Source organism: Streptomyces sp. NPDC046335 (genome assembly GCF_055587985.1).
The window spans coordinates 177,542-204,426 of sequence record NZ_JBVJFF010000002.1 but is presented as its reverse complement, the minus strand read 5'-3'; the positions used below and the strand labels follow the sequence as shown (position 1 = coordinate 204,426).

Genomic DNA, 26,885 nt, shown 5'->3' with positions numbered 1-26,885 from the left:
GAGCGGTCATGGCCACACGGTGCACACGACGCAGACAACGGCTTTCCTTCATCGCCGGCGGAATGGTCGCGTCGGTGGCCATCGCCGCCGCGCCGGCCCATACGGCGGGCGTCATGCGCGACCCCGGGCCACCCGTCCCTTCCCCCTCGTCGAGCGCGGCCCCGGCAGTGCCTGCGCCGAGCGGGACCCCGGCGTCGCCCACGCCCACACCCTCGGCCTCCGCTTCCGTCGCCGCGCCGCCCTGGGTCCTGGAGCCGCCGAAGGGCGCCCCCGGCCCGGACAAGGCGCCCGCGTTCGGTGCCTATCTCGACTACGGGACGAGCGGGGTCGAGCGCATGGAGGAGCTGGGCAAGTGGCTCGGCGGCGTCGAACTGCTGGTCGGGCACACCTACCTCCCGGGCGACCGCTGGAGCAACATCGCGGGCGCGCCGAAATTCCTGGAGGGCTGGGCGGATTGGCGCAAGAAGAAGGACGACAGGCTCTTCGTGCTCAACGTGCCCATGCTGGAGCGGAACGAGGAGAACGTCGGGGACGCCGAGGTCGCGGCGCTGCTGCGCAGGGGGGCCGCCGGTCACTTCGACGAACACTTCCGGGTGCTCGCCCAGCGCCTGGTCGACCTGGGCGTGCCCGAGACGGTGATCGTGCTCGGCTGGGAGATGAACGGCACGACCTACACCCATCGGTGCGGCCCGGACCCGGAGTCCTGGAAGAGGTACTGGAACAGGATCGTCACCACCATGCGGTCGGTGAATGGACAGAAGTTTCGGTTCGACTTCACGCCCAACAGAGGACGTGACGCCATTCCGTGGACGCAGTGCTATCCCGGCGACGAGTCCGTCGACATCATCGGCATGGATTCGTACGACCAGCCGCGCGGAATGTCGTTCGACGAACAGGTCAAGGAACCCTATGGGCTCCAGGATCACATCGACTTCGCGGCGGCCCACAAGAAGCCCATCTCGTATCCCGAATGGGGACTGTTCCGCAACGGTGACAACGAAGAATACATGCGCGGCATGCTGGGATGGATGAAAGAAAAGAAGCCGCTGTACAACACCCTCACCGACTACTGCCCCCACGGCGTGTGGCAGTGCACGTCCAATCCCGGTGCCTCAGCGGTCTATCGGGACCTTCTCTCCAAGGAGCTCGAAGTCCTCGTCGAGCCGGCCGGACCGGCGAAGCCGCCCGCGTGTTCCCCGACGCGCGCCGGCCAGTGGGCCGGGCCCTGGCTGGGCAACAGGTTCTGCTTCCGGTTCGACCTGGGGACGGAGAAGGGCCGCTACTGACCCTGCCGGGCCCGCCGCTCCCGCAGCCGCCGCTTCGCCCACGCGCGGGCCGACGCGTATCCGACCGCGGCGGACAGGAGCGGGGCGGTCCGCCTGCGGGCGAGGAGGAAGCGCTGGTTGGTGACCGGGTCGGGGCGCCAGTGGTGCTTGTACGGTTCGTTGCCGCGCAGCAGGCTCAGCGCGCGGCGCTGTTCGCCGCCGGTGTGCCGGGTGGTCGCGTCCAGGAGCATCGTGGCCACGTCGACCTTGCGCTCCCTGAGGCTGGGGTGGGCGCCGTACAGATAGCCGCCGGCCAGCCTGCCGGAGAGCAGCGTCAGATCGGCGGCCAGCACCTCGCCGTCGAGGCGGAACTCGGTCACCACGGCCTCGCCCGCCGCCACCATCGGCCGCATCGAGCGCAGCAGGTGCTCGCGGAAGCGCGGCTGGAGGTGCTCGGAGGTCACCTTCCTGCCCTCCCACTGGAGCTTGTGCAGGTGCAGCAGGGTGTGCAGGGAGGTCTCCACCTCGTCGGCGGGCACGACACGGCTCTCCACGCCGAGCGCGGACAGTTTGCGGATCTTGGCGCGGGTGCGCTGGGCCCGCGGTGTCGGCAGGCGCTTGAGCAGCTCGTCCATGGGCAGCGCGGGGAGTTCGAGGCACGGCGAGTCGGCCAGGGCCCGCTTCGGCCCCTCCCAGAGCCCGTACACGCTCTCCAGGCAGGCGCCCGGCCGCACCTCCCCGAAGTCGATCAGCGCGGTCCCGGCGAGTCCGCGCAGGCCCGCCGCGAGCGCCCGCGCCCCCGCCTCGCGGTGGGCGTCGTCCAGGAGCACGTCCGTGAAGTCGGAGATCGCGCCCCCGAGCGGCTTCAGGACCGAGCCGCGCACCCGCATCAGCGGGGCCGCGGCGACCAGCCGGTCACCGTCGCCGACCAGCACCACCCGCAGCCGCCCCGGCCGCCCGTACGACCGCCACCAGGAGGAGAGCCACGCGTGGCTCTGGAACGGCGTGGCCGCCGAGCAGGACCGGTACAGCCGCCGCCAGGCGTCGGCGAGCGCCTCGAACTCGGCCTCGTCCGCGCACACCCGCGTCGTCAGGGCGCTGCCCCGCGCGGCCGTCACGTGGCGCTCCTGGCCAGGGCGGACGCGGGGCCCGGCACGGTGGCGCCGGGGGCCGCTTCGGTGCGTCCGCGCGGGCGTACGAGGAGGGCGAGGCCGCCGAGCAGGCCGCCCGCGCAGCCGCCGACCAGGGCGGTCACCCCGGTGGTGAGCGTGGAGGGCTCGGCCGGGTCGAGGGCCCGGGAGAACGGCAGCAGCTTGACCTGGGTGCTGTCCTTGGAGTGGTTGGCGCCCGTGGAGAGGGCGCGGGCCACCGCGTTGGCCGTGAGGGCGGCGTTCGCGGGTTTCGTGGCCGACACGGAGATCGCGATCATCGGCGCGTCGGGCGAGGTGGCCACCTGGATGCTGTCCTGGAGCTCCGTGGGCGACATGCCCGCCGCCACCTGCGCGTCACCGGTCACGGCGAGCTGCTTCGCCACCCGGCCGTACGCCTGGGCGAAGCCCAGGGCCGTGGCCGGGTCGGACTTGCCCTGCGGCACGGCGACCACGTAACTCGTGGCCGTGTACTGCGGCGTCTGGAGCACGCCGTAGCCGGTGCCGGCCAGGAGGCCGAGGAGCGCGCAGGCCGGCAGGGCGGACCAGCGGGGCAGCCGGGCGGCGCGGGCGCGCAGGGGGTCGAGACGGGCGCGCAGGCCGTCGGGCCGCGGGCGCTCGTTCGGGGAGTCGCTCATCGAGGGGTCACCTCCAGGGTCGGGCCGGAGACAACCGACGTGTAGACACGCATCAGTTGGTCGGCGCTGCGGGTGATGCTGTAGTGCTGTGCCGCGGCCGGTACCGGGCGGCGTGAGGGGGTGCCGCCGCGCAGGCCGTGCAGGGCCAGGGCGAAGGCGTCCGGATCGCTCGGGCAGTGGGCGGCGTCGGCCCCGACGTCCGCGGGCAGGTCGTCGACGGCGGGGCAGGACGAGTAGAGGACGGGCAGGCCACTGGCGAGCCCCTCCACGAGCGCGAGGCCGAAGGCCTCCTCGGGGGACGGCGAGGCCAGCGCGTCCATGGCGGCGAGCAGCGAGGGCAGGTCGGGCACGCCGTCGGCGGCGGTGCCGTCCTCGTGGCCCGCCTCACCGGCGAACCGCACCCGGTCGGCGAGGCCGAGCCGCTGGGCGAGGCCCCGCAGCTCCGGCTCCTCGGGCCCGGTACCCACGAGCAGGACGATGACGTCGCGCGGCAGTTGGGCCACCGCGCGCAGCAGTACGTCGAACCGCTTGCCGCCGGTCAGCCGGCCCACGCCCCCGACGACGAACGCCGACTCGGGGAGGCCGAAGCGCTTGCGGACCAGGACGCGGGCGGCCGGGTCGAAGCGGAAGCGCCGCACGTCGATGCCGTTCGGCACCACCTGGATGCGCTGGCGCGGCACCCCCCAGTTGTTGAGGCGCCGCCCGACGGCGGGGGAGACGGCCACGGTCATCCGGCCGAGCCGTTCCCCCGCGAGGTACAGCGCGCGGACCCCCTGGGTCAGCGGCCTGCCCTCCATCTGCGACTCGCCCAGGGAGTGTTCCGTGGCCACCACCGCGCGCACCCCGGCCATGCGGGCCGCGACGCGTCCGTAGAGGCAGGCCCGGTACAGGTGCGTGTGGACCACGTCGTACCCGCCGGACTTGATGAGTCCGCTCAGCCGGGGCAGCACCTTGACGTCGCGGTTGCCCGCCATGCCGAGGTCGGTGACGCGGGTGCCGTCGGCGACGATGCCGCGCGCGACGGTGCCCGCGTTGGTCAGCGTGACGACGTCGCAGTCCGTCGGCAGATGGCGCAGCAGCAGGCGCAGTTGCTGTTCCGCGCCGCCCACGCCGAGCCCGGTGATGATGTGCAGGGCCTTCATGCCGTCACCGCCGAGGCGCCGAGCGCGCGGTGCCTGAGCCGGTTCGTGCGCAGCTTCAGGCGCAGCCGCCAGGCCGTGTCGCTCTGGCCGATGTGTACGCGGGGCAGCGCGAGGGGGCCGGCGAGCGGACCGGGGGCGATGGCGCAGGCGTAGCGGTACCCGGCGTCGTGGACGGCCATGAGCACCCGCTCGTCCACGTGCCCGTACGGGTAGCAGAACCCCTCGGGTTCCTCGCCCGTCACGTCGGCGAGCGCCGCCCGGCTCCCGGCGGTCTCGCGCCGCAGCGTCCGGTCGTCGGCGGCGGTCAGGTCGACGTGGGTCATGCCGTGCGAGGCGATCTCCATGCCCTCGGCGGCGGCGTGCCGGATGCCGTCGGCGTCCAGGAGCGGCTTGCGGGGGCCGAGCGGGTCCCAGGCGTTCTCCCCGGCGAGGCGGCCCGGCAGCACGAAGACGGTGGCCGTGCACTCGTGGCGGCGCAGCAGCGGGAGGGCGTGGTCGGTGAAGTCGCGGTAGCCGTCGTCGAAGGTGAGGCCGACGAGGTTGTGCTGCCTGCCCCGGGCGCACGCCTCCATGAGGTGCCGCATCGAGACGCCGCGCAGGCCCTGGCGCCGCATCCAGCGGAGCTGGGCGTCGAGGCGGTCGGGGGCCACGGTGATCTCGTACGGGTCGTCGGAGGGGTCCGCCACGGAGTGGTACATCGCCACCCACGCCGGGGTGCGGGGTGTCCGGAGCCGCAGGAAGGGCTCCGCGTCCGAGGGGGCGGGCGGGGTGAGGTCAACGGACATGACGCAGCTTTCCTGTCACTGAGCGGATCACTGAACGGGTCACTGAGCGGAGTGCGGACGGCCAGGGCTGTGCCTTGAGGAGCAGCCCCAGGAGTACGAAGGAGACGGTGACCACCGCGCCGCTCGCCAGGACGGCGAGGGCGGGCCGCCCGATCCCGTCCTCGGTGAGCGCGCCGAGCACCGTCGCGCAGGCGGCGGCCAGGGTGAGCCGGGCGAGCTGCGCGAGCACCGCCCGCGTCCTGACGGGCACGGTGCGCGGGCCGAGGCCGCGGAACAGGAGCAGGGCGGTGACGCAGATGCCGGTGGCGTTGGCGGCGGCGATGCCGTGGACGCCCCAGGTGCCGACGGCCAGGAAACCGATGCCCGCGGTGGTGACCAGGCCGATGAACATCGCGTAGAGCGGGACCCACGTCTTCCTCGCCACGGAGAAGTGCGCCCTGGCGAGCGCGCCGACCATAGTGTGGCCGAGGAGGCCAAGGGCGTAGACGCGCATGACGGAGGCCGTGATGCCGGTGTCCCGCGCGGTGAAGTGGCCGCGCTGGAAGAGCAGTTCGATGAGGGCGGGCGCGCTCGCGATGACCGTGGCCGCGCCCAGGAGCACCATGCAGCCCGCGAGGACGACGTCGCGCTCCACGCGGTCCCTGGCCCGCTCGGTCTCGCCGGCCGCCAGCGCGCGGGCGACGACGGGGAAGGTGACGGTGCAGAGCATGAGGGACAGCACCATGGGCATCTGCGCGACCTTCTGCGCGTAGTTCAGGTGCGAGATGGCGCCCGCGGGCAGCGAGGACGCGAGGAACCGCTCGACGAGGACCTGCGACTGACGGCACAGCGCGAAGAAGAGGACGGTCCAGATGAGCGCGGTCTGAAGCGTCGTCTCCTCGGCGGGGCCCGAAATCTTGGCCGTGTCCTCGGTCCGCCGCCGCAGCTGCCGCCAGAGCGAGGGCGCCTGTACGAGCACCATGAGCGCGCCGCCCACCGCGACCCCGGCCGCCGCGGCCCGTACGCCGAAGGGGGCGGCCAGCAGGAACAGGGCGGCGATGATGGCGGTGTTGTAGGCGACGTACACCGTCGCGGGGGCCACGAACCGCTGGTGCGCGCGCAGGGCCGCGCTGCAGTAGCCGGTGAGGCCGAAGGTGAACGCGCAGGTGGCGGTGAGCCGCGTGCAGTCCACGGCGAGCCCGGGATCGGGCAGCCCCGGCGCGAGCAGCTCCACCACGGCGGGCGCCGCCGCGATGAGCAGCAGCGCGGCGCCCGCGAACCACAGGGACATCCGCGGCAGCGACGCCCGCACGAGATCGCGTACGGGATCGGAGTCCGGTTCCGCCGCCCGGCGGGCGAGGGCGAGGCTGAACGCCGGTACGAGGAAGAAGGCGAGCCCGTCCTCGATGAGCAGCGTGGCGGCCAGCTCGGGCAGGGTCCACGCCACGAGGAACGCGTCCGTGTCCGTACCGGCACCGAAGAAGTGCGCGAGCGCCTGATCCCGCACGAGCCCGAGCAACGACCCGGCCACGGACAGGGCGGCGGTGACCAACGCGGCCTTGGCGAGAAAGGACCCACCGGTCCTACCGGCGGCCACGGGGACGTCCACGGAAGCGGAACAGACAACCGGCCTGACGGCCTTGCCCGGTCCCGGCCCTGGTCCCGTTCCCGTTTCCGGTCCGGTCCCGGCCGTGGTGGGTGGCGGGGTCTCGGTCCTGGTGGACGCTGGGGGCGGAGGTGGTGTTGTTCGTGGTGCGGCGGTCATTTGGGGGCCGCCTCTCGGCGTGAGCCCAGTGACCACCACGCCACCATGCCGAGCGCGACCGCCGTCAGGACGGTGGAGGGACCGCCGATGTCCGCGTAGAGGAAGTCGATGAGCTGCCAGATCAGCAGGCCGCAGGCCAGCAGCGCGCAGTCGAGGCGAGGACCGCCGGAGCCGCCGCCGCGCCCGCCTCGCTCGCCGTGCCATCCGCGCAGGCCGCGGACCAGGAGCGCGAGCCAGCCGCCGGCCAGCGCGAGCAGGCCGAGGAGGCCCTGCTCACCCAGTACGAGCAGGTACATGTTGTGCGGGGAGAGCAGCGGCTGACGGACGAAGTCGCTGCCCGCGCCCGCGGTGTCGCTCGCGGAGGACAGCGCCAGCGAGGCGTGGCCGTCACGGTTGTCGGGGAAGCCCTTGAGGCCCACGCCGGTCACCGGATGCTCGCGCCACATGTCCGCCGACGCCGCCCACATCGTGTACCGGTCGGTGACCGACTGGTCGGGCGCCCCGGTGACCTGGGTGATGCTGCTGAGCCGCTCCTGGAGCAGCGCCGAGCCGAGGCCGAGCCCGGCGACCAGGACCACGGCCGCCGCGCCCCCGGCGAGCAGCACGCGGCCCGCGCGGCGCGCCCCGGCGAGGAACAGCACCGCGGTGCAGGCCGCCGCCGTGGCGATCCACGCCCCCCGGCTGAACGACAGGGCGAGCGGCACGGTCAGCAGGGCGGCGCAGGCCACGGCCGCCGACCGCTGGCGCGGCGCGTACGGGCGGAAGGCGAGCGCGAGGGAGCAGACGAGCCCGTAGGAGACGACCGTGGCCATCCCCATGACGTCCGTGGAGCCGAAGGTCCCGACGGCACGGATGTCCTCGCCCGCGTACGAGGCGCCGGTGCCCGTGAGGTTCTGGTGCACGCCGAGCGCGCCCTGCCAGAGCGCGAGCCCCACCAGCGCCCAGGCCACGATCCGGAACTGGCGCGCGTCACGGATCAGGATGAGCACGGCCGCGGGTACGAGGACGAAGATCTGGAGGTAGCGCGCGGCCCCCGCGACTCCGGTAGCGGCCGACGAGGCGCCGAACGCGGCGACGGTGACACCGACGACCGGCAGCCCGAGGAGCACGGCGGCGGTCCTGCTCAGCGGGCGCCGCCCGGTGCGGACGAGGTGGACGACGCAGGCGGCGACCACCAGGGCGGAGACCGCGTCGGCCACGGTGCCCGTGCCGCCGCCTCCGGCAGGCTCGCCGCCCGCGGGCAACGGCAGCGCGAGCAGCGCGACGAGGAGCACCACCGGCAGGACCGTGGCGTCGCGCCGCAGCCCGCGCAGGGCGGCGTCGAGCGGCCGGGCCCGGGGGAGGGACGGGGACGGGGCGTGGGTCACGGTCCTCAGCTCCCCGTGCGGCGCACGAGGCAGCCGACGGTGCGCAGCAGGATGCAGAGGTCCTGCCAGAAGGACCAGCCGTCGATGTAGGCGTTGTCGAAGCGGCACCGGTCCTCGATGGAGGTGTCCCCGCGCAGACCGTGGATCTGGGCGAGCCCGGTGATGCCGGTCGGCATCCGGTGCCGGTGCGCGTAGTGCGGGTAGGTCTGGCTGAACTGCGCGACGAAGAAGGGGCGTTCGGGGCGCGGCCCGACCAGGCTCATGTCGCCGCGCAGCACGTTCCACAGCTGCGGCAGCTCGTCGAGGGAGGTGCTGCGCAGGAAGCGGCAGAACGCGCTCATCCGGTGCTCGTCCGCGACGCTCCACCGCGTGGCCGCCTCCTGCGGGTCGGCGGGCCGGTGGGTGCGGAACTTCAGGAGGGTGAACAGCCGCCCGTCCTTGCCGACGCGTTCCTGCCGGAAGATGACGCCGGGCCCCTCCGTGGTCCGCAGGATCAGCGCGCAGGCGAGGAGCGCGGGCGCGGCGGCGAGCAGCAGGACGCCGGAGACCGCGAAGTCCAGGAGCCGCTTGCACAAGCCCGTCCCGCGCTCCTGGGCGAGCGGCAGCGGGCGGCAGTGGAACCCCGCCACGCAGTGCCGTGCGCTCTCCCGCGGCGGGGCAAGGCCGGGCCCGCGCGGGTCGATCTCCCACAGGTCGCAGCCGAGGCCGCGCAGGGCGGGCAGCCGGTCGGCGAGCCCGGGGCCCTGGCCCGCGAGCAGCAGGACGGCGCGGACGTCGTTCTGGATGACGGCCCGGTGGAGTTCGTCCTCCGTGCGGAGCACCGGAAGTCCGGGCGAGGCGGGCGGCTCGGTGCCGTCCTCCTCGGCGGGCCGCTGCTCCGCGGCCTCGTCCACGACGCCGACGGGCCGCATCCCGCAGCGGGGCCGGCGCAGCAGGGCGGCGGCCACGGCCTGGGCCTGTCCGCCGGGTCCGAGCACCAGGACGGGCCGTGGTCTTCGCAGGGCGCGGGCGCGCAGGTGCCGGTGGACCAGGGCGCGTCCGCAGACGCCGATCAGGCACTGCGCGGCGGCCACGAAGAGCAGCGTGCGCAGGGTGAGCGGCGGCAGGTTCACGGGCAGGGCGGGCGCGAGCGCCGCGGTGAGGGACCAGCCGAGCGCGACGCGTCCGCAGAGCGAGGGCACCTCGTCGAGCGTGGCGGGCAGGGCGGTGTACTCGTACAGGCGGCCCCGCGCGTTCAGGGCGAGGACGCCGACGACGAGCAGGGGCGCGAGCACGGCGTGCTGCCGGGGCTCGTCGAGCAGGAGCATGCCGAGCAGCGCGGCGGCGGCGTCGACGGTGACCAGGGCCGCCGCCGTGCGCCGGCCGCGCGAGGGCCGCCCGGCCGGAGTCCCGGCGCGCGGGCCGTGGGCGCCGCGGGGCGCCACGACGACGGGCGCGGCCGGTGCGTGCTGTTCCTGACGGGGTTGTCCTGAGGACGAGGCGACGGTTCGTTCGGCACTCACGTGGTCGTGAACTCCCTGTACTTGGTGGGCGCCGGGCCCAGCAGCTCGCGGTAGACCAGGTCGACCGCCGACGCGGTCCGCCGGGCGTCGTGGTGATCGAGGACATGACGGCGGCCCCGCCGCCCGAGCGCGGCCCGCAGCGAGCCGTCCCGCAACAGGGCGAGCAGGGCCCGGGCCAGCGCCGCCGGGTCCATGGGCGGTACGAGGGCGTGTGCGCGGTCGGCTGGGGGCAGGCTCTCCCTGGCCCCGTTCACGTCGGTGACCACCACGGGGCGGCCACAGGCCATGGCCTCCAGCGGGGCCAGGGCCATGCCCTCCCAGCGGGAGGGCAGGACGACCACGTCGGCCGCCCGGTACCAGCCGGCGGCGTCGTCCGTCGCCCCCGCGAACAGCACGGTCCCGTCCGCGAGCTCCCGCAGACCGGCCGCGTCGGGCCCGTCCCCGACGAGGACGAGTCGGGCGGCGGGCATCGCTCCGGTGACGGCGGCCCAGGCGCGGAGCAGGATGTCCTGCCCCTTCTGCCGGCACAGCCGGCCCACGCACACCACGAGGGGGGCCCGCGCGAAGGAGTCGGGCAGCAGCCGGTCGCGGGCGTCCGCCCGGCGGCCGGGGGTGAAGCGGCCGACGTCCACGCCGTTGGGGATCACGGAGTACGACCCCGTGACGCCGGCCCGGCGGCCGGTGATCCACTCGGCCTCGCTGACGCAGATGACGCGGTCCGTCCAGCGGGCGGCACGCCGCTCCCAGCAGCGGCTCAGCGGCGCCGTGACGCCGCCGACCGCCTCGAAGGACCAGGCGTGCGGCTGGAAGACGGTCGGGACGCGCCCCCGCAGGGCGATGCGTGCGGCGAGGCCCGCCTTGGCGCTGTGGGCGTGCACGAGCGCCGGCCGTACGGCGGCGATGACGCGGGCCAGGTCGCGGACCTCGGCGGCCAGTTGCGGGCCCGGGGAGCGTGAGGCCGTCCACGGGTGGCCGCGCACACCGCCGTCGGCGGTGTCCCAGACCCGGGCCAGCGGGCCCTCGTCCGGACAGGCCACGTGGACGTCGGTGCCGGCCGCGGCCTGGGCGCGGGCCAGGTCGGTGACCACTTGGGCCACGCCGCCCTCGACGGGCTGGCTGACGTGCAGGATCCGCGAGCCCGGGGAGTGACGCATGACGGCGTTGGCCTTCCGACGTGAAGAGCTCTGAACCACAGCGGAGATGGGGTATTTGCAGTGAATACGGGGATCTGACGTATATGACTGAAATGCCCCAAAGGGAAGCGCAACTGTAGCTCGATGGAGGAGCACCTCCGCCGATCCCGGCACGTGTGTCGGATCGGTGAAGGGCGTGGTGAGGCGGGGTCGATGGCGACGACACGCGCATCCGGCGGGCGCCCCGGCCCGCCCGCCGCCGCGTCAACCTGCGTCCTCGCCGTCATCAGGACGCACATCCCACATCACTCGTCTGGGCGCACAACTCGTCGTACCGATCGGCAGTTGATCCTCCGTATACGGGCATCCCGCCCGTACGTCTCACCCTCGCCAAGGAGCAGCACCCCATGTCCCGTACCACCAAGGCCCTCGCCTTCTCCGCCGCCGCCGCAGCCGCCGTGGCCGGTTCCGCGGGTGCCGCCGTCGCCGACGCCGGCGCGAAGGGCACCGCCACCAACTCCCCCGGCGCGCTCTCCGGCAACGTCGTGCAGGCGCCGATCCACATCCCGGTGAACGTGTGCGGCAACACGGTCAACATCGGCGGTCTGCTGAACCCGGCGTTCGGCAACAAGTGCGTCAACAACTGACGCGTCGTCCGAAGAACGGCCGTCCCCGCACGAGCGGGGGCGGCCGTTCTCGCGTCACGAGGGCTGCCGTTCTCGCGCACGAGGGCCTCGGGGCGGGCCCTCCCCGGATGGGGGGCCGGGGCGGGCCGGTTGTGCGGTGCCCCGAATGGTGGGCCGCCGGACGGGCATCCGACCATCCGTCACATACCGTCCCCACCTGCGCCGATGCCGCTTCGGGCCCGGCAGGTCACCGGTCCGGGTGAGCCCCTCGGTTGCGGCGTGCGCGCGCCGCTCGCACGGTGATCAGAAGATCCGACGTATCACCGAAAGGCTGTGACCTATGCGCGCTCTGCCCGTACGGCGTATCGCGACCACCACCCTGTGCGCGACGCTGCTTCTCGGCACGGCCGGCCCCGCGCTCGCCTCCGCAGACAACGCTCCCCGCGAGGAGACCAGGACCGCGCCCCGCGCACCCGTCCAGACGCCGGAGACCATGCTGGCCGAGGCGAAGCGGCTGCATGACGCCGGCGGTGTCATCACTCCCGCCGCCGACCTGCTGGTGGCGGTGCTCGAGGCCAAGAACTACAAGCTCTCCGCGGCGCAGGCCGACAAGCACGCCGACGCCGTGCGGGCGGAGGTCCGCAAGGCCGCCGCCAAGCCGCACGCCCTCCCGGCCAAGGGCTCCGCCGCCAGGGCCCCCGAGCCCCCGGCGGGCAGCCTCCCCGCCCTGACGCAGACGATCGACAGCCTGCTCAAGGCCACCACGTCCGGCGACGTCAAGGGCGTGCTCACCCAGGCGCCCACGCTCGTCACGGGGCTGCTCCAGGGGCTGACCAACGGCCTCGCCGGCGCCGCCCAGCCGGCCGCCCCGGCAGCTCCGGCCGCCCCGCTCGCCCCGGCCGCGGGACCGCAGCTGACGCCCGCGACCTGAGCCGAGGAGGACGGCAGGCAGCCTTCACACGCGTGGCTCCGCGGAAGTTTCCCGGCCCAGGGGTTTCCGTACCGGCCCGTGCTCGTTGGTCCGGTGAAGTGTCACGACCCGACGGGCGACACGCGTTGCCAAAGAGAGGAACAAGATGAAGGCCATGAAGGCTGCCGCCGTCCTTGCCGGTTCACTCGCCGTCGCCGGTTCCGCCGCGCCCGCGTTCGCCGCCGCCCCGGCGTCCGCCGGCCCGCTTGCCGGACTCGACGAGATCGTCAGCGAGGGCCTGGACCACGCCACGCCGGTGGGCACGAACATGCTCGACGCCGAGCACAACGAGTCGACGGTCAACGCGGTCAAGGGCGTCACCAAGGGCCTGGCCTCCGGCGGCGGACCCGGCAAGCTCCTCGGCGGTCTTCCCGCAGGCAAGTAGAGCGGCCCGCGGGAAGACCAGTTCGACCCGGCACCGCCTCGTGGCCCACCCGGGTGACCCCATCGTGTGATGGCCGCCCGGGGCTCCGCCACATGGGTGACAACGGAGCCGGTGGCGCCCCCCGGCGTCTGTACGGTTCGCCGCATGATCCCAACTCCCGGCGGACAGCGCCCCCTTGGAGCAGCCGATCCCGGAACTCCGGCCGCGCCCCCGCCGCGCGCCGCGGACCTGCCGCGCCGGGTACCGGCACAGGCCGCGGGCGGCGCGCGCGGCGCGGCCACCGTGCCGCCCTCCGAGGAGCCCGGCCGGTGGTTCGGCGCGCTCCTCGTGGTCACCGGGGCGGCCGGACTGCTCGCGGCGTGGGTCATCACGCTCGACAAGTTCACGCTGCTCCAGGACCCGGACTTCCGGCCGGGGTGCAGCCTCAACCCGGTCGTGGCCTGCGGCAGTGTCATGAAGAGCGAGCAGGCATCGGTCCTCGGGTTCCCCAACCCGCTTCTCGGCCTCGTCGCCTACGCCATCGTGATCGGCGTGGGCGCGAGTGTGCTGGCGGGCGCCCGCTTCCCCCGCTGGTACTGGCTGACGCTCCAGGCGGGCATGCTCTTCGGGGTCGGCTTCTGCACCTGGCTCCAGTTCCAGTCGCTCTACCGCATCAACGCGCTCTGCCTGTGGTGCTGCCTGGCCTGGGCCGCCACCATCCTCATGTTCTGGTACGTGACGGCGCACAACGTACGGCGCGGTTTCCTTCCCTCGTCCCAGGGGCTGCGGACCTTCGTCTCGGAATTCGCCTGGGTCCTGCCCGCCCTGCACATGGGCGTCATCGGCATGCTCGTCCTCACACGCTGGTGGGAGTTCTGGACGAGCTGAGCGCGCCGGTGTCCCTACCGGTACGGGGGGACTGACCCGGAACAGCACGAAGCCCCCGGTGGACCGTTCACCGGGGGCCGGGGGGCCACGCGTGGCGGCCCCGGGCGCTCAGTGGCCGTGGCCGTGGCCGTGCTGGTCGGCGTTCACGCATTCGTTGCCGAAGGCGGGGTTCAGCAGGCCGACGATGTCGACGGTGTTGCCGCAGACGTTCACCGGGACGTGGACGGGGACCTGGACCACGTTGCCCGAGACCGCGCCGGGGGAATCGGTGGCAGCGCCGTGCGCGCCCGCGTCCGCCATGGCCATGCCTGCGCCACCGAGCACGACGGCACCGGAACCGAGGGTGGCGGCGGTGACCTTCGCGATGCGAGACATCACGTTCTCCTTTGACTTGGCAAAAGCGGCTGCCTACACGCAACCGCACGTCTGCTAACGCCGGACGTCAACCCGAAGTCACGGTGACGCCGCCACACCGGGTGGGGTCACACCCGGCCGCCGACGACGCAGGAGCTGCCGTACCGCCAGTCGCAGTCGGGGGTGTCCACGACGGAGGCGTCCCGCACGGACTGCCCGCTCTCGGAAGTGGTGGTCGCCGCCGGGGCGGGCCCGGTGGGCGTGGCCGCCGCGGACACGATTCCCAGCAGGAGGATCAGGGCCAGGGCCAAGGTCAGGAGCGGCCTGGTGAGCTGAGCCGGCACGTCCGGTCTCCTCGTGATCGTCGTAACCCGAGACAGATTGATGGTGCACAGAAGTCACCCAAGATCGCATGACGGCCACGCTCGGTGAGGTGCGGTGGGGTGACGTGCGGCGACACCGGCCCCGGCTTCGGCGACGGAGCCGCCCCAGGTGGTTACGTTTTGTCACCGTTTCGCATCCCCCGGTGACAGGAGCCCCTGTGAAGATCGATTGTGTCGGCGGCGGCCCCGCGTCCCTGTACCTGGCCGTCCTGGCGAAGCTCCAGGACCCGGCCCACGAGATCACCGTCCATGAGCGGCACGCCGAGGGCACCAGCCATGGCTGGGGCGTGACCTTCTGGCCCGACCTCCTGGAGGAGCTGCGGGCGCACGATCCCGTGTCGGCCGCGGCCATCGCCGAGCGGTGCGTGAGCTGGCGCGGCGGCTTCGCCCACGTCGGCGAGCGGACCACCGCCCACGACGGCGACCTGGGCCACGCCATCGGGCGCCACCAGATGCGGGCGGTCCTCGCGGACCGGGCCCGCTCCCTCGGCGTACGCCTGGAGTTCGGCAGGGAGATCGGCGGCCGCGGCGACCTGCCCGACGCGGACCTGATCGTCGCGGGCGACGGCGCGCACAGCAGGCTCCGCACGGCCCAGGCGGAGCACTTCGGCACGCGGGTGACCACCGGCGCCAACCGCTTCATCTGGCTCGGGACGACCCGCGTGTTCAAGGCCTTCACCTTCGCCTTCGTGGAGACGGAACACGGCTGGATCTGGTGTTACGCGTACGGGTACAGCGGCGGGCACAGCACCTGCGTGGTGGAGTGCTCGGCGGCCACCTGGACGGGCCTCGGCTTCGACCGGCTCGCCCACACCGACGCCCTGCGCCTCCTGGAGAAACTGTTCGCCGAGCCGCTGGACGGCCACGGACTGCTCGGGCGCGACGACATCGAGGGCCACGCGCAGTGGCAGGCCTTCCCGACGGTCACCAACGCCACCTGGTCCCACGGCAACCTCACCCTGATCGGCGACGCCGCCCACACCACGCACTACTCCATCGGCGCAGGCACCACGCTGGCGCTCCGCGACGCCGTGTGCCTGGCGGGGGAGCTCAGGGGCGTGGGCCCGCGGGAGCTACCCGAGGCCCTCGCGCGCTACGAGCGCCGACGCAGGCACTCCCTGCTCGCGGTGCAGAGCGCGGCCCGGCACAGCGCCCAGTGGTACGAGAACCTGCCCCGCTACATCGGCATGCGGCCGGAGCAGATGTTCGCGCTCCTCGGCCAGCGCCACTCGCCGCTGCTGCCCTATGTGCCGCCTCAGATCTACTACCACCTGGACCAGACGGTCGGCCGCCTCAACTCCCTGCGCTGGCTGAAGCAGCGGCTCGGCCCGCGCGTGGCGCGCGCTCTTCAGGGCCGCAGGCCGCAGTCCTGACTCCCCGGGGTCCGTTGAGTGCAAATGCCATGCGTTCACCCGAATGGCCCCCTCGGGCCGGGGCGGATGTGACCGGTCCGATCGGCCCGGTTGCCGGGGTGGCGCGGCCTGACGGGGTGCTCCCCGTACGCTCCGTGACTCCTCGCCTTGCGGGGCGGGCTCCGGGGGCGCGCGATGGACCTGAGGCGTGCGTCGTCCCGTGGCGGATTGGTTTTCGCCCGTCGCATGCTCCAAGGGAGTGATCACCCATGACGCAGGGCGAGGCCTTCACCAACCCTGACGCACTCAAGGGCCTGACAGCTTATGACCGGACCGGCGAGAAGGTGGGCAGCGTCGAACGGGTCTACCTCGACGACCGCAGCGGCCGCCCCGAGTGGGTGACCGTCAAGACGGGCCTCTTCGGCATGAAGGAGAGCTTCGTGCCGCTGTCCGGGGCGCGCCTTCAGCAGGACGCCCTGCATGTCTCCTGCACCAAGGAGGCGGTGAAGGAGGCGCCGCGGGTCGAGGCCGACGAGCACCTCGACCCCGGCCAGGAGCACGAGCTGTACGCCCACTACGGCCTGACCCGGCCCGGCAGGGCCACCACCGGCACGGGCACGGGCATGGGCACGGGCACGGCCGCCGGCATGTCGACGGGCGGGCGCCCGATGGCGGGAGCCGCCGGCGGCCGCGAGTACGCGATGCGTGGCACGGAGCGTGACGACACCAAGGACCAGGACATGATCCGCTCCGAGGAGCGGCTGCGGGTGGGCACCGAGGAGGAAGAGGTCGGCCACGCCCACCTCCGCAAGACGGTGGTCAACGAGGACGTCACGACGTCCGTGCCGCTCTCCCACGAGGAGGTCCGTGTCGTACGCGAGCCGATCCGCGAGGGCGACCGCTCGCGCGCCAACATCGGCGAGGCGGAGACGGAAGTGACCCTCCACGCCGAGCACGCGGTGGTGAGCAAGGAGTCCGTGCCGGTCGAGCGCGTGCATCTGGAGACCGAGCGGGTGACGGAGACGCAGGAGGTCTCCGGCACCGTCCGCAAGGAGCAGATCGAGTTCGACGACGACACGAAGGGCGGCCGCCGCGGCATGAAGGGCGACCGCCGGGGCGCGAAGGGCACCGACGACTGGCGCGACCGCAAGCAGGGCCCGAGCCACTGACCCCGCTCCAGCGGCCCCCCGCCGCGACGCCCAAGGGCCCTCACCACCCGGTGGGGGCCCCTGTCGCACCATAGGTCCGTACGCAGCCGTCCGGCAGCGTCAGCAGCGTCAGAGAACCGCCCATCGCGTCGTGCTCGCCCTGGTCGTCGGTGAGCTTGGGCAAGACGGTGTGGGCGGAGGTACTCGTCGACGTGGCGGCTCCCGAGGGGCGGCACCACCACTGACGGCTCGGCTCAGAAGTGCAGCATCGACATCAACTCGGGGCTCCGTACGCCTGCCGGTACGGAGGGGACATCGGCGCCGGGCTTGATCCATCCGGCCCGCTCGGCCGCCGCGACGGCGGCCTTCTCCGCCGCGTCCGCCAGGGAGTTCAGCTCCTGGTCCGCCCCGAGGGCCCTGGCTCCGGCTGCCGCCGCTGCCGCCGCGGAGGCTCGGAGCGCGGCCCGGCACGCGGCGTGGGACGGCTCGGCGTCGCCGTCGGCGAGCTGCGCCATCTGGGAGGCCTGCGCGGCGGAGGCGGCGGCGTTTCTCGCGCAGCGGGCATCCGCGGCCGGGTCGGGCGGGGCCTCGGAGAGCACGGCGAGCGCCTGGGCCGCCACCCGTGCGGCGTGAGCGGCCTTCCAGGCGGTGTTCTCGTCGGCGGGTGCGCCGCCTCGCCGCTCTCCGCCGCCGCGCTCGATGGAGTGGCTGATGGCCGCCGCCCGGGCCGCCGCGCTCTCGGCCCGTGCGGCGTGGCCTCGCCTGAGGACGGCCGCCGCCGGCTCGCGCGCCCCACGGTCGCGTTCGCTGATGGACCTCTCACTCATGGGCCTCTCCGCTGTTCGGTGGGGAACGGACGTGCCGGGCAGGGTGGCACGCCGGGGCGCAACAGACCAGACACGCGTGCGCTGTTGCCGTCACCAGGGTGAGCCCATAATCTGAATCTGATGGGTCGTCAGGTACGGGAACGGGAAACCGGCGGGCAGTAGGGGGCACAGCAGTGGAGAACACCGAGGTCGTGGCCAAGGAACTCCCTCGCGTCATCAGCGTGGACGACCACGTGATCGAGCCCGCGCACCTCTTCGAGAAGTGGCTCCCGGGCAAGTACCGCGACCGGGGGCCGAAGCCGTTCACCGCGGGCATCGGAGAGCTGGAGTACATCGGCGGCAAGTACAAGTTCACGACCGACCCGCAGGGCCAGGTCACCGACTGGTGGGAGTACGAGGGCGAGATCTTCCCGTACAAGCGCATCATCGCCGCCGTCGGCTTCTCGCGGGACGAGATGACGCTCGACGGCATCACGCGCGAGCAGATGCGCCGCGGCTGCTGGGACCCGAAGGCCCGCCTGGCGGACATGGACATCAACCACGTCGAGGCCTCGCTCTGCTTCCCGACGTTCCCGCGCTTCTGCGGGCAGACGTTCTCCGAGGCCAAGGACAAGGAGGTCGGACTCGCCTGCGTCCGGGCGTACAACGACTGGATGGTGGAGGAGTGGTGCGGCGACAGCGGCGGAAGGCTGATCCCGCTCTGCCTCATCCCGCTGTGGGACATCGGCCTAGCCGTCGCCGAGATCAGGCGCAACGCCGCTCGCGGCGTGCGGGCCGTGACCTTCAGCGAGATCCCCACGCACCTCGGACTGCCGTCGATCCACTCCGGCTACTGGGACCCGTTCTTCGCGGCGTGCGAGGAGACCGGCACGGTCGTGAACATGCACATCGGCTCCTCCTCGCAGATGCCGGCCGCCTCACCCGACGCGCCCCCGGCCGTTCAGGCCTCCCTGAGCTTCAACAACGCGATGGCGTCGATGATGGACTTCCTCTTCTCCGGGGTCCTGGTCAAGTTCCCCCGCCTCAAACTCGCCTACAGCGAGGGCCAGATGGGGTGGATCCCGTACGCCCTGGAGCGCGCCGACGACGTATGGGAGGAGCACCGGGCCTGGGGCGGGGTCAAGGACCTGATCCCGGAGCCCCCGTCGACGTACTACTACCGGCAGATCTTCTGCTGCTTCTTCCGGGACAAGCACGGCATCGCCTCCATCGAGACCGTCGGCGTCGACAACGCCACCTTCGAGACCGACTATCCGCACGTCGACTCCACCTGGCCGCACACGAAGGCCGTGGCCGAGGACCACGTGGGCCACCTCCCCGCGGAGGTGGCGTACAAGCTGCTGCGCGGGAACGCGATCCGGATGCTGGACCTTCCGTTCGACCGGAACCCGTAGGCCGCCGCCGGTCGCGGCGGCCGTCAGCGCAGGGTCTCTGCGTCGACGCGGGAGAAGACCAGTTCGCTCTCGCCGACGACCGGGCCGCGCCACCGCACCGGCGGCTCCGGCCGGCGCAGGGCATGGGGGTAGTTCTCCGGCCGGTAGTCGGTGGGCAGGCGGTAGGTGTGAAAGCCCTGCTCGGCCATGGTCGAAAGCAGCTCGTCGATCGAGTCGCCGAGGGCGGCCATCCGCTCCGGGGTCACCTCCACGGCGATCTCCACGTCCGGCCGGAGCCGCCCCAGGGCAGGAGCGAGGCCCCTGATGACACCGCCCTCGGCGCCCTCGACGTCGATCTTGATGACGCGCGCCCGGGTGAGTTCTTCCTCGTCCAGGATGTCGGGCAGCGGCCGGGCCGCCATGTCGAATCTCGACTCGGCAGGACCGTCGTACGGGACGATCGAGTTCGCCCCCATGTTGTTCGAGCTGGCGAGCACGAACGTCAGCGTCTTGTCGGTGTCGGAGACCGCCGCGTTGACCGCCCGGACGTTGTCGCAGCCGTTGAGTTCGACGTGCCGCAGCAGGCGGCCGTGGAAGTCGGGGGAGGCCTCGATGGCCACGACGTGCCCCGTGCCGCCGACGAGGCGGGAGCCCAGGACCGCGAAATAGCCGATGTTGGCGCCCACGTCGATGAACGTGTCCCCGGGCCCGAGCCGGCTCTGGAGCCACCGCGTCATGTGCGGCTCCCACACGCCGTAGAGGCTGATGAACCGCTGGATGAGATCGCGTGAGTCGCAGGCGAAGCGGGCGCCGAAGCGGGCTTCGACCACCCGCCGGCGGGGATGGTCGCGCAGGTACGTGTTGAGCCACCGGGCCGCGAGCGGCCCCTTGAGCAGTGACCCGGGCGCGTTGCGTACATATCCACGGCCGAGGGTGGCCAGAAGCTCTGACGTGCGGCGGAGCGAAGCGGGAGGCATAGCCGTGACCGTACGAGCCCCGCCACGGCCGCGGCAAGATCCGACGGGGCCGACCCCGAGGCCCGGTCAGTCGGTGCCGAGGGGGTAGCGCCACTGGAAGCGGGCCAGCGCTCGCGCCCTGGCCTCGACCACGGCCATGCGGGCCTCGCGCTCGGCGGTGTCGACGTGCGCGGCCTGGCCGGTGACCTGGCCTTCCCACTTGCGGTACAGCAGGCCGACCTCGGAGGAGAACCAGCCGCGGGCCGTCGAGTTCAGGGCGAGCAGGAGGCCCGTGTCCTCGGAGGCCGGGAGGGCCATCCAGCCGCCCAGGGCCACGAGCAGGTCGCGGCGGACGAAGAGCGTCGCCGGATGGACCTGGGCGAGGTAGCCGTGGGACGCCCAGTGGTCCAGCACCGCACCGCGCTCGATCGGCCCGTGCCCGGGGTCACCGGGGAAGCCGACGGTGGAGCCGTCGGGCAGCAGGTCGAGCGCCCGTGACGTCGCCCAGCCGATGGTGGGATCGGCTTCCAGGGCCGCGAGATCACGGGCGAGCGCGCCGGGCGCGAGCTGGTCGTCGGCGTCCAGGACCTTGACGTACGCGCCGTCCGCGCGGGCCATGGCGATGGTCCGCGCGACCCCGGGTCCTCCCGGGCGGCCCTGCCGGAACGCGATCCGGTCGTCGTCGGGGACGTGCGGCGCGACCTGGTCGGTCGTCCCGTCCTCCTGGATCAGCCAGTGCCACTCCCACCCGTCGGGCAGTTCCTGCCCGCACAGGGACTCATGCGCGTCGGCCAGGAAGCGCGCCGACGGCGCGTGGACGGCCGTGACGACGGTGATGCGCCGGCGCACGGCTCACCACCTCTCCAGGCGGGTCGTGAAGAGCAGCTCCGTGCGGTCGCCGGGCACCGTGATGTCGGACAGCTCGACGACGCGGTCGTCCGTGTCGTACGTGGTCTTGCGCAGGACCAGGACCGACGTGCCGGGCGCCAGGCCGAGCTCCGCCGCCTCCTCCACCGTCGGGGGCCGGGCCGTCACCCGCTCCACCAGGCGGTCGATCTCGATGCCCACCGTGAACAACTGGTTCCATGTCCCGCCGGGCCAGGGTTCGTTCGTCTCGTCCAGGAGGTCGGGGTTCTTCTCGACGAGGTCGCGGACCAGGTACGAGGTGACGAGGTTGAACGGATTGCGCTCGGCGCTGTACCGGGTCCGGTAGGTCCGCTCGACGAGCACGGTTCCTTCGGCGACGCCCATGGCCGACGCGATCCCCTCGGGCGCCGCGATCTCCCGGTACGCCGCGTGAAAGACGAGGTCGTCGGCCTCCAGGCCGGTGTCGTGCTCGGTCGCGCCCGTCTCCAGACGCTGCCGCTCGGGCGCGCGGGCACGGTCCTTCTCCCACTGGTACCGCGTGTTCGTGCGCCGCACCATCACGCGTGGTCGGCGTACGAACGTCCCGCGGCCGTGCTGCTTCTCGATCAGCCCTTCCGCCTGGAGCATGCGAAGGGCCTGCTGGACGGTCGGTCCGCTGCGCCCGGAGCTGCGGACGAGGTCCGCCTCCGACGGCAGGCGGTCACCCGGCTTCAGCCGGCCCGCGCGAATCCGCGCGCGGAGCTCGTCCGCGATCTCCTCGTAGGCCTTCGCCATCCGTGCACCGTCCCGTCGCAGTCCGCGCTTTGAGGATATGACTCCTCAAGAGGTCCTGACGACTGGAAGAGCGTTCCGCCACTCGTTCGGCCGGGTGGAGAACAGGTGCCCACAGCCGTAATGCGCTGAGTTTCCGATTCGCGTTACCGAGATCTATCCCCGTGGAGCATGGCCCTACCAACCAGATGGCCAGAGGTATTCGGATCACCTCAATTCGGAGGTTCGAGGAACCGTCCGGACGTGCGAGATCACGAAAATGCCCGACCGCTGGCGACGGGGGATGCACCAGCGATCGGGCTATGCCAACAGTAACAAGGCCGCTCGCGCGGCGGGAGTCAACTGCCCATCCAAAATGCCGCGTTGTGATCGGGATCACGTGCCGCGGCTTCTCGTCGGATGTTCAAGAACATCGCATTGGCCGAGCCGCGGCCCTGTTACTCGGCTAGTCGTCGCACGGAGGGTCGTACGAGAGGCGGGGGAGATACTCACGCCATTTCTCGGGTGTCAGAACGCCCTGGGTGGTCGAGCAGACGCGGCGAATGGCGTCGTCCGTGTCCAGGTTCCACAACCGGACCGTGTCGGTCCCGCTCGACACTCCGAGCATGTCGCTCCGCGGACTGAACGACAGGAAGCTGCCGGTCTTGGCGTTGGGGCTCATCGACTGCCCGATGGCCGCGGCCTCGGCCGGGTCGGCGACGTCCCAGAGCCGCACCGTGTTGTCGTTGCCGCCACTGGCCAGGGTGTCGCCGTCCCGGCTGAACGTCAGCGACACGACCGCGTCGGTGTGGCCGGTGAGGGTGGGCCCCAGCCGGATCGCCTTGTGCGGGTCGGTCAGGTTCCAGAACCGGACCGTGCCGTCGTCGCTGCCGCTGGCCAGGGTGCGGCCGTCCGGGCTGTAGGCGAGCGTGTTGACGGGGCCCAGATGGCCCGTGAGAGGTGCGCCGAGCGCGGTGGCATGACGCGGGACGGTCACGTTCCACAGCCGGATGGTGCCGTCCGAGCTGCCGCTGACGAGGTCGCGCCCGTCCCTCCCGAAGGCGAGGGAGTTGACGTAGCCCTTGTGGCCGGTGAGCGGCTTGCCGAGGGGGCGGGGACGAGAGGGGGCGCCGACGTTCCACAGCTGGATGGTGCGGTCGGTCTGCGGAGTCGCCAGCGTGCGCCCGTCCGGGCTGAAGGCCAGCGCTGCCGCGAAGCGCGTGCGCAGGGCGATGGGCGCCCCGTGGGCGACGGGGCGGGCCGGGTCGGTGACGTTCCACAGCCGCACCGTGTTGTTCCCCGTCAGGACCGCGAGCGTGTTGCCGTCGGGGGAGAACGTCATCGCGCGTACCTCCCCCTCCCCGGGCTCGAACGGCTCGCCCAGGGCCGTGGGCCGGCCAGGCCGCCGCACGTTCCACAGCCGCACCTTGTCGTCGCGCGCGGCGGTGGCGAGCACGTGCCCGTCGGGGCGGAACGTCCCGGTGCGGCCGATCATGTCCGACGTCGGAATCGACCACAGCCGGGCCTTGCTGTCGCCGGTCCCGGTGGCGAGCGTGCGCCCGTCGGGGCTGAAACCGAGGGCGTACATCTCTCCGCTGCTGCCCGAGAGGTTCTCGCCGACCTGGGACGGGTGTGCCGGATCGCTGACGTTCCACAGGCTCGCCGTGCTGTCCGCGCTGGCGGCCGCGAGCATGGCACCGTCGGGGTTGAACGCCACGGACCAGATCGGTCCCGCGTGCCCGGTGAGCGGCGCGCCGAGCGGCTTCGGGCGGCGCGGGTCGGCCATGTTCCAGAGCCGGATGGTGTCGTCCGAGCCGCCGCTGGCGAGCGTGCGGCCGTCAGGGCTGAACGCCACGGAGTGCACCGTACTGCTGTGGCCGGTCAGCGCCTTGCCGAGTGGCTCCGGACGGCGCGGGTCGGTCATCTTCCACAGCCTGATCCCGCCGTCGTCACCACCGGCGGCCAGTGTCCGCCCGTCGGGGCTGATGGCCACGGACCGCACGGCGGCGGTGTGGCCGGTCAGCGTGGCGAGCGCCTTCGGCCGGCCCGGGTCCTTCACGTTCCACAGCCGGACGGTGTGGTCGTCGTTGGCCGTGGCCAGGGTTTTCCCGTCCGGGCTGAAGGCGACCAGGTAGATGGCGCCGCCGCGGCCGGACAGGGGTTTGCCCAGCAGCCGCGGATGGCGGGGATCGCGTACGTCCCACAGCCGGATCGTGCCGTCGTCCGAAGCGCTGGCGAGGGTCTTGCCGTCCGGGCTGAAGACCGAGCTGCTGACCCAGCTCTTGGGGCCGGTGAGCGGTTTGCCCAGCGGTTTGGGGCGCGAGGGGTCGCGCACGTCCCACAGCCGGACGGTGCGGTCGTAGCTGGCCGTGGCCAGGACCCGCCCGTTCGGGCTGAAAGAGGTGAGGTAGACGGCTCCCGAGTGGCCGAGCAGCGGCGTGGCCAGCGGTGCGTTCACGATCGAGATCAGCCGGTTCCGCGTGGCCTCGTCGTCCGGCCGCATCTCGTGGGCCACGAGGTCGAGCTGGGCGGACAGCGACGGGTCCGTGTTCTGGGCGCGGTCGGCCTCGGCGACCACCTGCTGGAACACGGCGTCGTCCCGCTGCCGCCAGGCGACCGCCGCCGAGATGACGGCCACCATCGCCAGGACGACCAGGGCCGCCACCGCGCCGCGGGCGATCCAGACCGTACGCCGGCGCAGCTTGGCCGAGGCGGCCAGGAACTCCACGGCGCACCGGGTCAGGAAGGAGTCACCGGCGGACTTCGCCCAGACGCGGGCCTGCTCCAGACGGGAACCCCGGTAGAGCAGTGCCGTATCGCGGTCGGACTCCTCCCAGGCCTTGCCGTCCTCCTCAAGGCGCTGCCGCAGCAGGTGATCGCTTCTGTCCTCGTCGATCCAGTCGCGCAGCCGCGGCCAGGCGTGGAGCAGCGCTTCGTGCGTGATCTCCACGGTCTCCGCGTCGAGCGTCACCAGGCGGGCGCGGACCAGCGCTTCGAGGGACTCCTCCGTCTTGTCGGGGTCCGTCGACTCCTCCGCCAGTTGGCGCCGCGTCCCTCTTCTGCGCGTGGCCTGGGTGTCCTCGCCGAGGCGTACCAGCCTGAGCAGCAGCAGCCTCGCGGCCGTGCGGGCCGCCGGGTCGAGCCGGGACCAGGCGCGCTCGGCGGTCGCCGCCACCGCGCCCTGGATGCCGCCCGCCGCGCGGTAGCCGGCCAGCGTGAGCCGCCCCGTCTTCCGCCGCTGCCAGGTGGCCAGCAGGGCGTGGGAGAGGAGCGGCAGCACTCCCGCGTCGTGGGCGCCGCGGGGGCTGTCCGTACTCACTTCCCGGACGATCAGCTCGGCAAGGCCCGGTTCGAGTTCGAGCCCGACGGCCTTGGCCGGTCCTGTCACCGCGTCGCGCAGCTCCGTGGCGGTCAGCGGACCCAGCACCATGTGCCGGTGCTGGAGCGCGTCGGCCAGTTCGGGGTAGCGCAGGCACTCCTCGTAGAAGTCGGCGCGTATGCCGAGGACCACGAGCGCGGGAGCGGGTTCACCGTCGGCCGGGGGCGAGCACGCGGCGTGCAGGAGCTGGATGAAGGTGCGCTTCTCCGCCTCGTCGGAGCAGAGGGTGAACACCTCCTCGAACTGGTCCACGATGACGACGGGACGGGCCGCCGACGCCGTCTCCCGCAGCGCCCACGCCGCGACGGACTCCCGCACCGCGGGCGCGAAGGCCGGGGAGTCGGGCTCCACCGCCGGTCCCTCCGCGGCGGAGGCGACCTGCGCCAGCTCGGGAACGTGGCGGGTCAGCTCCGCGAGGGGATCGGCCCCGGGTACGAGCTGAAGCACCAGGCCCGCCCGGGTCTCCTCGTCGCCGAGCGCTCCGTTCCGCAGCTCGGGCACGAGCCCGGCGTTGAGGAGGGACGACTTCCCGGCCCCGGAGGCGCCCACGAGCATGACCAGGCCGCCGGTCTTCTCCGCCGTGTGGAGCTGGTCGATGAGGGCGTCCGTGCTCCGCCGCCGGCCGAAGAACCACCGGGCGTCCTGCGGACGGTACGAGGCGAGCCCTCGGTACGGGCACACGGCGGGGGCGTCGGCGGCCTCGGCCGGAGGCTGCTTCTCCTCTTCCGCGGACGCCGCGGCGCGGCCACTCACCGGGTCGGCCACCGCGCGCTCCCACAGGCGCTGCCACTGGGCCATGTCGTACAGGCCGGCGGATACCGGCGTGGGCCGCTCGCGCCGGGCCTCGGGGACCAGGACCTGGAGCACCGCCGCGAGGGCGGCGAACTGGGCGGGCACGTTCTTGGCCCGCCGCCAGTCGCTGATCCGCTGCGCCGACACCCGTACGGGCCGCCCGCGTTCGTCGACCCTCTGCAGCCGGACGACCGCCTCGGCCACGCGCTGGAGGGGAGGGTTGCCGGCTTCCCTGTACAGCAGAGCAAGGCGTTCCGCGAAGGCTGTGCGTGCCCCTGAGTCGGGACTCAAAGCCTCCACCCCTTACTTCCGCTGCGTGCGCCCATCCGGACCGGAAAACTCACTTTATACGGCTGACCTGCGGATAAGTGGTCCGGACAACACCGGAACCTGCCCGCGGGCAGCCGTGAGTGGCAGGATCGTGTCGCAGTAGCGGACCAACCGCGCAGCGTCAGGGCAGGCCACCGGCTTGGCGCTCGGAAAGGTGCATCGTGACGCTGCGGATTCTCGGCTGATTTCCGCCGGAGTCGCCACCGGGCGGCGACGAACTCGCCGCATGAACTTTCAGATCTGTATAGCCAGCGATAACTAGCCATCACTAGCCATCACTAGCAATAGTCAGCCATAGCCGGTCACAGACGGATAAATGCCGCATTGGCCGCAGATCTGACCCTACTTCGATCCGCGCCGATACGCCGACGCGACGCGGATCGACACCGTCCGCGTCGTTCGGTACCGGTCCCCACAGGGGAGGGACCGGTACCGATACGACGCGGCGCGTGCGTGGTGTCCGGGGCGGTCGAGCGACGCGGTTCGACTCGTTCCGACGAACCCGCGGGGCCTGCTGGCAGAGGCCGCGGCCCGTGCGGCTCGGCTCGTCGGCACCGACGACGGGACCAGCCGTACGTCGCGCTCACGCGCAGCACCCAGACGCTCACGGTCCTGCACACGACGCCGCTGCCCCGAGAGCTCCAGCGCCACCGGCGAGGACGAGCGTCTCGGAGGTGAGGACGGCTCTGCGCGCTTGGTGATCAACGGACCGATCAGGAATCTGCTGTCGGCGTGGTGCCGAGTTCTGGTGCGTCTACTGCCTGTTCCGGTTGAGCGGGTTCTCTACGCTTTGCGGTCGCAC

At 72.7% G+C, this 26,885-nt stretch carries 24 protein-coding genes; 8 read left to right on the top strand and 16 right to left on the bottom strand.

The annotated features are described in order from the left end of the window. Positions 1-8 precede the first annotated feature (8 nt). Positions 9-1,286, top strand: a complete 1,278-nt coding sequence (locus ACZ6JY_RS04700) for a glycoside hydrolase family 26 protein (RefSeq protein WP_469192237.1) — start codon at positions 9-11, stop codon at positions 1,284-1,286. Here the strand turns inward: ACZ6JY_RS04700 and ACZ6JY_RS04695 are convergent. From ACZ6JY_RS04695 to ACZ6JY_RS04660, 8 genes are read right to left on the bottom strand one after another with little or no spacing between them, the layout of a single operon-like run. Beyond that, entirely contained in the window at positions 1,280-2,383 is a 1,104-nt protein-coding gene (locus ACZ6JY_RS04695; RefSeq protein ID WP_469192235.1) for a GNAT family N-acetyltransferase, read from the bottom strand. The genes ACZ6JY_RS04700 and ACZ6JY_RS04695 overlap by 7 nt on opposite strands. Then, the gene (locus ACZ6JY_RS04690; RefSeq protein ID WP_469192233.1) at positions 2,380-3,051 is read right to left on the bottom strand and encodes a YveK family protein; all 672 of its coding nucleotides are present in this window, start codon (positions 3,049-3,051) and stop codon (positions 2,380-2,382) included. The genes ACZ6JY_RS04695 and ACZ6JY_RS04690 overlap by 4 nt, the downstream gene beginning before the upstream one ends. Then, positions 3,048-4,193 carry a glycosyltransferase gene (locus ACZ6JY_RS04685; RefSeq protein ID WP_469192231.1) on the bottom strand — a complete coding sequence of 382 codons (1,146 nt, stop codon included), beginning with the start codon at positions 4,191-4,193 and terminating at the stop codon, positions 3,048-3,050. Before ACZ6JY_RS04685 ends, ACZ6JY_RS04690 begins: the two co-directional genes overlap by 4 nt. Further along, a complete protein-coding gene (locus ACZ6JY_RS04680; RefSeq protein ID WP_469192229.1) occupies positions 4,190-4,978 on the bottom strand; it encodes a polysaccharide deacetylase family protein in 789 nt (262 codons plus the stop codon). Before ACZ6JY_RS04680 ends, ACZ6JY_RS04685 begins: the two co-directional genes overlap by 4 nt. Next, entirely contained in the window at positions 4,968-6,722 is a 1,755-nt protein-coding gene (murJ, locus tag ACZ6JY_RS04675) for a murein biosynthesis integral membrane protein MurJ (RefSeq protein WP_469192227.1), read from the bottom strand. The genes ACZ6JY_RS04680 and murJ overlap by 11 nt, the downstream gene beginning before the upstream one ends. Next, positions 6,719-8,089 (bottom strand): O-antigen ligase family protein, encoded by a 1,371-nt coding sequence (locus ACZ6JY_RS04670; protein WP_469192225.1) that lies wholly within the window; start codon positions 8,087-8,089, stop codon positions 6,719-6,721. Before ACZ6JY_RS04670 ends, murJ begins: the two co-directional genes overlap by 4 nt. 5 nt (positions 8,090-8,094) lie before the next feature. Beyond that, on the bottom strand, positions 8,095-9,591 hold the full coding sequence (locus tag ACZ6JY_RS04665) for an exopolysaccharide biosynthesis polyprenyl glycosylphosphotransferase (RefSeq protein ID WP_469192223.1): 1,497 nt from the start codon (positions 9,589-9,591) through the stop codon (positions 8,095-8,097). Beyond that, positions 9,588-10,745: a glycosyltransferase gene (locus ACZ6JY_RS04660; protein WP_469192222.1), complete on the bottom strand. Its 1,158-nt coding sequence runs from the start codon at positions 10,743-10,745 to the stop codon at positions 9,588-9,590. The genes ACZ6JY_RS04665 and ACZ6JY_RS04660 overlap by 4 nt, the downstream gene beginning before the upstream one ends. Positions 10,746-11,131: 386 nt before the next feature. Between ACZ6JY_RS04660 and ACZ6JY_RS04655 the strand changes: the two genes are divergently transcribed. The 4 genes from ACZ6JY_RS04655 (at position 11,132) to ACZ6JY_RS04640 (ending at position 13,572) form a co-directional block, all read left to right on the top strand. Further along, on the top strand, positions 11,132-11,371 hold the full coding sequence (locus ACZ6JY_RS04655; protein WP_469192220.1) for a chaplin: 240 nt from the start codon (positions 11,132-11,134) through the stop codon (positions 11,369-11,371). A gap of 319 nt (positions 11,372-11,690) precedes the next feature. Continuing rightward, positions 11,691-12,281, top strand: coding sequence for a hypothetical protein (locus ACZ6JY_RS04650; RefSeq protein WP_469192218.1), 591 nt, complete (start codon positions 11,691-11,693; stop codon positions 12,279-12,281). Between the two features lie 145 nt (positions 12,282-12,426). Then, a complete protein-coding gene (locus ACZ6JY_RS04645; RefSeq protein ID WP_469192216.1) occupies positions 12,427-12,705 on the top strand; it encodes a hypothetical protein in 279 nt (92 codons plus the stop codon). Positions 12,706-12,849: 144 nt separating this feature from the next. Continuing rightward, positions 12,850-13,572 (top strand): vitamin K epoxide reductase family protein, encoded by a 723-nt coding sequence (locus ACZ6JY_RS04640; RefSeq protein WP_469192214.1) that lies wholly within the window; start codon positions 12,850-12,852, stop codon positions 13,570-13,572. Between the two features lie 108 nt (positions 13,573-13,680). On the opposite strand, the gene ACZ6JY_RS04635 is transcribed toward ACZ6JY_RS04640, so the two are convergent. After that, complete coding sequence (locus ACZ6JY_RS04635; RefSeq protein ID WP_469192212.1) at positions 13,681-13,947, bottom strand: chaplin; 267 nt, start codon at positions 13,945-13,947, stop codon at positions 13,681-13,683. 107 nt (positions 13,948-14,054) lie between these two features. Beyond that, positions 14,055-14,270, bottom strand: a complete 216-nt coding sequence (locus ACZ6JY_RS04630; protein WP_469192210.1) for a hypothetical protein — start codon at positions 14,268-14,270, stop codon at positions 14,055-14,057. 197 nt (positions 14,271-14,467) lie between these two features. On the opposite strand from ACZ6JY_RS04630, the gene ACZ6JY_RS04625 reads away from it, so the two are divergent. Together ACZ6JY_RS04625 and ACZ6JY_RS04620 are read left to right on the top strand one after the other, a co-directional pair. Next, positions 14,468-15,682: an FAD-dependent monooxygenase gene (locus ACZ6JY_RS04625; RefSeq protein WP_469192208.1), complete on the top strand. Its 1,215-nt coding sequence runs from the start codon at positions 14,468-14,470 to the stop codon at positions 15,680-15,682. A 248-nt stretch (positions 15,683-15,930) separates the two neighbouring features. After that, the gene (locus tag ACZ6JY_RS04620) at positions 15,931-16,830 is read left to right on the top strand and encodes a DUF2382 domain-containing protein (protein ID WP_469192206.1); all 900 of its coding nucleotides are present in this window, start codon (positions 15,931-15,933) and stop codon (positions 16,828-16,830) included. Positions 16,831-16,870: 40 nt separating this feature from the next. Here ACZ6JY_RS04620 and ACZ6JY_RS04615 read toward each other — a convergent pair whose 3' ends face one another. Together ACZ6JY_RS04615 and ACZ6JY_RS04610 are read right to left on the bottom strand one after the other, a co-directional pair. After that, entirely contained in the window at positions 16,871-16,993 is a 123-nt protein-coding gene (locus ACZ6JY_RS04615; protein WP_469192204.1) for a hypothetical protein, read from the bottom strand. Positions 16,994-17,063: 70 nt separating this feature from the next. After that, positions 17,064-17,636: a hypothetical protein gene (locus tag ACZ6JY_RS04610; RefSeq protein WP_469192203.1), complete on the bottom strand. Its 573-nt coding sequence runs from the start codon at positions 17,634-17,636 to the stop codon at positions 17,064-17,066. A 173-nt stretch (positions 17,637-17,809) separates the two neighbouring features. Between ACZ6JY_RS04610 and ACZ6JY_RS04605 the strand changes: the two genes are divergently transcribed. Next, positions 17,810-19,030 (top strand): amidohydrolase family protein, encoded by a 1,221-nt coding sequence (locus ACZ6JY_RS04605; protein WP_469192201.1) that lies wholly within the window; start codon positions 17,810-17,812, stop codon positions 19,028-19,030. A 23-nt stretch (positions 19,031-19,053) separates the two neighbouring features. On the opposite strand, the gene ACZ6JY_RS04600 is transcribed toward ACZ6JY_RS04605, so the two are convergent. The 4 genes from ACZ6JY_RS04600 to ACZ6JY_RS04585 form a co-directional block, all read right to left on the bottom strand. Further along, positions 19,054-19,986 (bottom strand): FkbM family methyltransferase, encoded by a 933-nt coding sequence (locus ACZ6JY_RS04600; protein WP_469192199.1) that lies wholly within the window; start codon positions 19,984-19,986, stop codon positions 19,054-19,056. 66 nt (positions 19,987-20,052) lie between these two features. Then, on the bottom strand, positions 20,053-20,814 hold the full coding sequence (locus ACZ6JY_RS04595; protein ID WP_469192197.1) for a glycosyltransferase family 2 protein: 762 nt from the start codon (positions 20,812-20,814) through the stop codon (positions 20,053-20,055). Positions 20,815-20,817: 3 nt separating this feature from the next. Continuing rightward, positions 20,818-21,606 (bottom strand): GntR family transcriptional regulator, encoded by a 789-nt coding sequence (locus ACZ6JY_RS04590; protein ID WP_469192195.1) that lies wholly within the window; start codon positions 21,604-21,606, stop codon positions 20,818-20,820. 442 nt (positions 21,607-22,048) lie between these two features. Beyond that, entirely contained in the window at positions 22,049-26,053 is a 4,005-nt protein-coding gene (locus ACZ6JY_RS04585; protein WP_469192193.1) for an nSTAND1 domain-containing NTPase, read from the bottom strand. Positions 26,054-26,885: the final 832 nt, after the last annotated feature.